The organism is Micromonospora sp. I033, from assembly GCF_053890995.1.
Window position 1 is genome coordinate 1 of record NZ_JBSSLX010000290.1, and the last position, 5846, is coordinate 5846.

Sequence of the window (5846 nt, forward strand, 5' to 3'; positions counted from 1 at the left end):
GTCCAGATCTGGTGCCGGTGGTGCCGGAACGCGTCGGAGGAGCGGACGTCCTCCTCGGCCTCCCGGTCGCCCAGCTCGATGTCGATGACCTCCTTGATCCGCCCGGGGCGGGAGGTCATCACGGCGACCCGCTGGCCGAGGTGGACGGCCTCGTCGATGCCGTGGGTGATGAAGACGATGGTCTTGCCGGTGGCCTGCCAGATCCGGACCAGCTCGTCCTGGAGGGAGTCGCGGGTCTGCGCGTCGAGCGCCGCGAACGGCTCGTCCATGAGCAGCACGTCCGGGTCGTACGCGAGGCTGCGGGCGATGGCGACCCGCTGCTTCATGCCGCCGGAGAGCTCGTGCGGGTAGCGGTCGGCGAACCCGCTCAGCCCGACCAGGTCGAGGTGGTGGGCGACCAGCTCGGCGCGCTCGGCGCGGGGCACGGCCTTGGCCTCCAGCCCGAACGCGACGTTGCCGGCGGCGGTGCGCCAGGGCAGCAGCGCGTACTGCTGGAAGACGATGCCCCGGTCCAGGCCGGGCCCGGTGACCGGGCGGCCGTCCAGCAGCACCTGCCCGGCGGTCGGTGCGCTGAGCCCGCCGAGCAGGTCGAGCAGGGTGGACTTGCCGCAGCCGCTGGGGCCGACGACGACCAGGAACTCGCCGGGGCGTACCCCGAGGGTGAGCGCGTCGAGCGCGGTGACCGCGCCGCCGCTGCCCCGCCGGCCCGGGAAGACCTTCGTGACCCGGTCGAAGAGGATCTTGTCGGTGCTCACGCGCCACCCCCACCGGTGGTGGCGGCCTCGTTGAACTTGTTCGTGTAGAGGTCGGCGGGCTTCGGCCGGTCGCCCTTGAGCTCGCCGGAGCCGGCCAGCCAGTCGATCCAGGTGGTGAACTCGCGGTCGCTGATGAGGCCGCCCCTGCCGGCGACGCCACTGGACTTCCAGTACCGCACGAGCGACGCGTCCTCGTTGCGGCCGCGCTTGGCGATGATGGACTCCAGCCGGGCCACGACCGTCTCCCGGGGCTGGGTGCGCGCCCACTCGATGGCCCTGCCCACCCCGGTGACGAACGCCCGGACGGTCTCCGGGTTGCGCGTGATGAAGTCGTCCCGGAAGACGTAGCTGCCGCCGCTGAACGGGCCGAGCAGCTCGTAGTCGGTGAAGACGGTACGGACGCCGCCGGCGGCGACCGCCTTGTCGCGGATGACGCCGCCGAGCACGGCGACGTCGATCCGCTGCTGCCGCAGCGACTGTTCGATGTTGACCGGGGGCAGCGCGACCAGCTCGACCTTGGCGATCTCGGCCGTGGTCAGGCCGCCCTTGGCCAGCCAGGTCTTGAGCACCGCCTCGGCGTGCGCGCCGAGGGTGTTCATGCCGACCTTCTTGCCGATCAGGTCGCGGGGGCCGCGGATCGGGCTGTCCTGGAGCACGTAGTAGCCCTGGAAGGTCTGCGCGTCGGAGCCGTAGTAGGCGACCACGGCGGTGATCGGGGCGTTCGCGGCCTGGAGCTTGACGATGGCGCCGTTGAAGGCGCCGCCGAAGTCGGTCTGGCCGGTGGCGGTGGCCTGGATGTCCGCCGGGCCGCCGGTGACGTTGCCGATCCAGTTGAGCCTGACGTCGCCGAGGAAGCCGAGGTCGGCGGCGAGCTCGGGGAGGGTCACCTGGCCGACCGAGCCCTGGTAGCGCAGCTCCTTGGTCTGCCTGCCGCCGGCGGCGGCGTCGGCGCCGCATCCCCCGGCGGCGGTGAGGGCGAGCAGGGTGACGGCGGCGGCGAGGGTACGCCGCAGCGACTGACGGGTCGAGGGCATGGAGAGGTCTCCTGATCTGTCCACGATGCGGTGGCGAGGGCCCGCGAGGGGCGCGAGTGCACGCCGCTGCCGGCCGGGCCACGATGCGCCGGCGACGGGAGCGGACGAGCGGAGGAGATGCGACGACCGAGAGCGGTCAGCTCAACAGAGCGCGCTCGCGTGCCGGACCAGGTCGACGTGCACGCGAGCGGTGAGGAGAAGCTCGTCCCGCTGCGACATGACCTCATGCTGCCGACCGTTCTCCGCGCCGGTCAATGCCCTTCCATAGAGTGAGACTTGCATCGCTGGCTTTGTTACAACCCGTCACCACCAGCATTTACCGCCCCTTAACACCTACCCGTTGGATAGAGATTGTGACGGGCGGGAGGGGCACCGTCCAGACCGGATCCGACCGGGTTTCGCGAACCGTCGTTTCGGGCATGTTCGATCCCGCAGACGCAGGGAGACGAAGGAGGACCCCATGGGCATCCAGTTCCGCAAGCGCAAGAAGTACGGTCCGGTGATCCTTCACTTCACGGAGAACGGCTTCTCCTCGTGGAGCTTCAAGATCGGCCGCTGGTCGTGGAACTCCAACACCCGCGCCCACCGCGTCGACCTGCCGGGGCCGCTCTCCTGGAAGCAGGACAAGTCCCGGGCGTGACGTCCCGAGGTCGCGCGGGGTGCCGGTGGTTCACCGGCACCCCGCGCGGCGTCCGGGCGGGCTTCGCCGTTCCGCCGACGGGATACGCGCCGCGGCGGAGAATCGCGGGGTGGCGGACCCTTCGTTCCGGCGGGAGCGGCGGCGGGCCGCGGCGGCCGTCGCGCTGCTGCTGCTGGCCTACTTCGCCGTCCCCGTCGAGCCGGACCCGAACGGCCTGCGGCTGGCCCTGCGCTCCGCCGGCACCCTGATCCTGGTGCTCGTGGTCGCGTTCCTGGTCACCGGCCAGGTACGCCGCCAGCTCGCCGCCACCCAGCCGACCGGCGACGTGGAGACCCGGGCGCTGATCCGGCTCGCCGTCGCGCTGGTCGCCGGGCTGCTGGTCTTCGCCCTCGCCGACTACGTGGTGGCGAACAGCCGCCCGGGCGAGTTCAGCGGCATGCGGACCCGGATCGACGCGCTCTACTTCGCGCTCGCCACGCTGACCACGGTCGGCTACGGCGACGTCAACGCCGAGGGGCAGATCGCCCGGGTGGTCGTCTGCGCCCAGATGGCGTTCAGCATCGGGGTGATCGCCACCGGGGCGTCCATCGTGGTCAGGCAGATGAGCCAGCGGCCGGACCGGCGCTGATCACCACGTCGCCGCCGAGCCGGCCCTGCTCGGGGTCGCGGGTCACCGCGCCGGCGGCGAGCAGCGAGGTGAGCGCCCGGTTGGCGTCGGCGGCCCGGTAGACCGTCGAGGTCGCGGCGAAGCGGCGCAGCTCGGTCACCGTACGCGGGCCGGAGCGGGCGAGTTCGGCCAGCAGTTCGCGGCGCAGTGGGCCGGGTTCCGGGTCGAGGCTGATGTCGAGCAGCCGCCCCGCCGGGTCGGCCGGGTCGCGGTAACGCACCCCGGCGTACTCGTCGACCGCCCAGAGGGCGTCCTTGACCGCCTCCAGACCCCGGTCCGAGCCGGTGGCGTAGCCGAACAGCCGGGCCGGCCCGCCGTCGGCCGGCACCAGCTCGACCTCGGTGACCAGCGGGAAGCCGGCCCCGGTCAGCGCCGGGCGCAGCGACCGGCCGGGCGCGGTGACCAGCAGCACCTCGGCCGGGCGGCCGGACGCGGCGGCGGCCAGCAGGGCCGGGTCGGGCTCGCCGCCGTCGACCACGGTGAACAGCGGGGCGCCCGCCGCGCCGGCCGCCTTGAGCGCCACCGGCAGCCGGTCCGGCCGGCCCGGCACGACGTGCACGGCGACGTCCGCCGGCAGGTCGGCCTCCGCCGCGCCCAGCCGGGCCGGCAGCTCGGCACCGCCGTCGGCGAGCACCAGCACGGTCAGCCGCCGGCCGCGCAGCCGGTCGGCGAACTCGGCCACCACCCGCAGCGCGGCCTCCGCGCCACCGGCGTCGCTCCCGGCGTACGCGAGGGCCAGGGTGGCCCGCCGCGAGCGGTGCAGCGCGGCGGGCAGCCAGTGGTCGAGCTGCCGGACGAGCAGCTCGCGCAGGACGGCGTCGGTCGACATCCTGCCAGCATGGCAGGTCAGGCCGGGATGGAGATGCCCACGCCGCCGCGGGTCTGGCCGCCGTAGCGCTGCCGCTCGCGGTCGAGGTCGAGCCGGCCGATCCGCGTGCGGGCGGCGAGGGCCGCGTCGTCGAGCAGGTCGGCGGGGACGATCCAGACGATCTCGAACTCCAGCCCGTCGGGGTCGCGGCCGTAGAGGCTCTTGGTGGTGCCGTGGTCCGAGGCGCCCACCAGGGCGTCGGCGGCGGCCAGCCGCTCGGCGGTGGCGGCCAGCTCGTCCAGGGTGTCCAGCTCCCAGGCGAGGTGGTAGAGGCCGACGGTGGTCCGGCCGGCCGGGGAGGGTCCGGCGGCCGCGCCGACCTCGAACAGCCCGAGGTCGTGGTCGTTGGTGGAGTCGGGCGCCTGGAGGAAGGCGGCGCCGCGGAAGCCGTCCGGCGTCATCGGCACCGGGCGGAAGCCGAGCACGTCGCGGTAGAAGGCGACGCTGCGGTCGAGGTCACGGACGTAGAGGACGGCGTGGTTGAGCCGGTGGATTCCCATGACCCCGACGGTAGCGCGCTTTGGTTGAGCGTTCAACAACAGGCGCTATGATGGCCGTCATGACCCGGTGGCTGGACCCCGACGAGCAGCGGACCTGGCGGGCGTTCCTCGCCGCCTCCCGGGCGCTGATGGACACCCTCGACCGCGAGCTGCAGCGCGACGCCGGGATGCCGCACGCCTACTACGAGATCCTGGTCCGGCTCTCCGAGGCCCCCGACCGGCGGCTGCGGATGAGCGAGCTGGCCGACGCCACGGGCTCGTCCCGCAGCCGGCTCTCGCACGCCGCCGCCCGGCTGGAGGCGGCCGGGTGGATCCGCCGCGAGGAGTGCGCCACCGACCGGCGGGGCCAGCTCGCCGTCCTCACCGACGCCGGCTTCGCCACCCTGGCCGCCGCCGCGCCCGGCCACGTCGCCGGGGTACGCCGGCACCTGTTCGACGCGCTCAGCCCGGCCCAGGTCGACCAGCTGCGGCGGATCAGCGAGACGCTGGCCGACCACCTGACCGGATCGCGACCAAACTGATCCACTGCGGGTCTTGTACTTACCGTCGTCGGATGAGCACGATGGGGCGTGACCTCCGGCTTCGCTGACCTGACCGTCCAGGCGCACCAGCTGGTGTCCGAAGGCGACCTCGACGGTGCCCAGCGACTGCTCGCCGACGCGCTGAGCGACGCCGATCCCCGCCCCGCCAACGCCTCCGCCGAGCTGGCCGAGGCGGCCGGCCTCCAGGCCCGGGTCCTCGTCGCGCTCGGCGAGCCGCACTCCGCGCGCGGCTGGGCCGCGTTCGCGTACGCGGCGACGACCCGACTGTTCGGGCGCTCCGACGAGCGGACCGTCACCGCCGCCGCGACCCTGGCCGCCGTGCTGCACCGGGTCGGCAGCGACGCCCGCGCCGCCCGGCTCTACTCCGACGTCATCATCGAGCTGACCGCCCGGGACGGGCCGGAGTCCCAGCGGGTGCTGGCCGCGCACGCCGACCTGGCCACCGTGGAATACGCCCGCGGCCGTTGCGACGTGGCCCGCGACCGGTTGCAGGACGCGTGGGAGCTGCACCGCGAGGTCTACGGTGACGGCCATACGAGCGGCATCAAGATGCTGGCCAAGCTCGGCGCGATGGAACGCGACTGCGGCCGGTACGCCGAGTCCCACGAGCACCTGACGCTCGCCGAGGACCTGTGCCGGGAGCACCTGGCCGCCGACGACCCGCTCGCCGCCCAGGTCGCCGGGCTGGCCCGGGCCGCCGCCGACCCGGACCACGTCTGCGACGCGCCGGAGCCGCCGGCCCCGGAGACACCGGTGGTGCCGGCGGCCCGCGTCCCCCCGCCCGCCGAGGGGCCGCCCGACCTGCCGCCCTACCAGCCACCGACGCTCGACGACCCGGTC

The 5846-nt window shown here is 74.0% G+C and carries 9 protein-coding genes; 4 read left to right on the top strand and 5 right to left on the bottom strand.

Annotated features, from left to right (window positions below; all coding sequences use genetic code 11):
* The 3 genes from ACW0Q9_RS28540 to ACW0Q9_RS28550 form a co-directional block, all read right to left on the bottom strand.
* A partial coding sequence (locus tag ACW0Q9_RS28540) for an ABC transporter ATP-binding protein (protein WP_456186538.1) occupies positions 1 to 755 on the bottom strand: 755 nt, incomplete at its 3' end.
* Positions 752 to 1789 (bottom strand): ABC transporter substrate-binding protein, encoded by a 1038-nt coding sequence (locus tag ACW0Q9_RS28545; protein WP_456186540.1) that lies wholly within the window; start codon positions 1787 to 1789, stop codon positions 752 to 754. The genes ACW0Q9_RS28540 and ACW0Q9_RS28545, both read right to left, overlap by 4 nt.
* A gap of 141 nt (positions 1790 to 1930) precedes the next feature.
* The gene (locus ACW0Q9_RS28550; protein WP_377462410.1) at positions 1931 to 2071 is read right to left on the bottom strand and encodes a putative leader peptide; all 141 of its coding nucleotides are present in this window, start codon (positions 2069 to 2071) and stop codon (positions 1931 to 1933) included.
* Positions 2072 to 2249: 178 nt separating this feature from the next.
* Here ACW0Q9_RS28550 and ACW0Q9_RS28555 point away from each other — a divergent pair, with 178 nt between their 5' ends.
* Both ACW0Q9_RS28555 and ACW0Q9_RS28560 read left to right on the top strand, forming a co-directional pair.
* Positions 2250 to 2429 (top strand): DUF4236 domain-containing protein, encoded by a 180-nt coding sequence (locus ACW0Q9_RS28555; protein WP_456186542.1) that lies wholly within the window; start codon positions 2250 to 2252, stop codon positions 2427 to 2429.
* Positions 2430 to 2538: 109 nt separating this feature from the next.
* Positions 2539 to 3057, top strand: a complete 519-nt coding sequence (locus ACW0Q9_RS28560) for a potassium channel family protein (protein ID WP_456186544.1) — start codon at positions 2539 to 2541, stop codon at positions 3055 to 3057.
* Here ACW0Q9_RS28560 and ACW0Q9_RS28565 read toward each other — a convergent pair.
* Positions 3023 to 3925: a hypothetical protein gene (locus tag ACW0Q9_RS28565; protein ID WP_456186546.1), complete on the bottom strand. Its 903-nt coding sequence runs from the start codon at positions 3923 to 3925 to the stop codon at positions 3023 to 3025. The two genes, ACW0Q9_RS28560 and ACW0Q9_RS28565, sit on opposite strands and share 35 nt — an antisense overlap.
* A 17-nt stretch (positions 3926 to 3942) precedes the next feature.
* Positions 3943 to 4464, bottom strand: coding sequence for a VOC family protein (locus tag ACW0Q9_RS28570; RefSeq protein WP_456186548.1), 522 nt, complete (start codon positions 4462 to 4464; stop codon positions 3943 to 3945).
* A 50-nt stretch (positions 4465 to 4514) separates the two neighbouring features.
* Between ACW0Q9_RS28570 and ACW0Q9_RS28575 the strand changes: the two genes are divergently transcribed.
* Together ACW0Q9_RS28575 and ACW0Q9_RS28580 are read left to right on the top strand one after the other, a co-directional pair.
* Positions 4515 to 4985: a MarR family winged helix-turn-helix transcriptional regulator gene (locus ACW0Q9_RS28575; protein WP_456186550.1), complete on the top strand. Its 471-nt coding sequence runs from the start codon at positions 4515 to 4517 to the stop codon at positions 4983 to 4985.
* Positions 4986 to 5033: 48 nt separating this feature from the next.
* A partial coding sequence (locus ACW0Q9_RS28580) for a tetratricopeptide repeat protein (RefSeq protein ID WP_456186552.1) occupies positions 5034 to 5846 on the top strand: 813 nt, incomplete at its 3' end.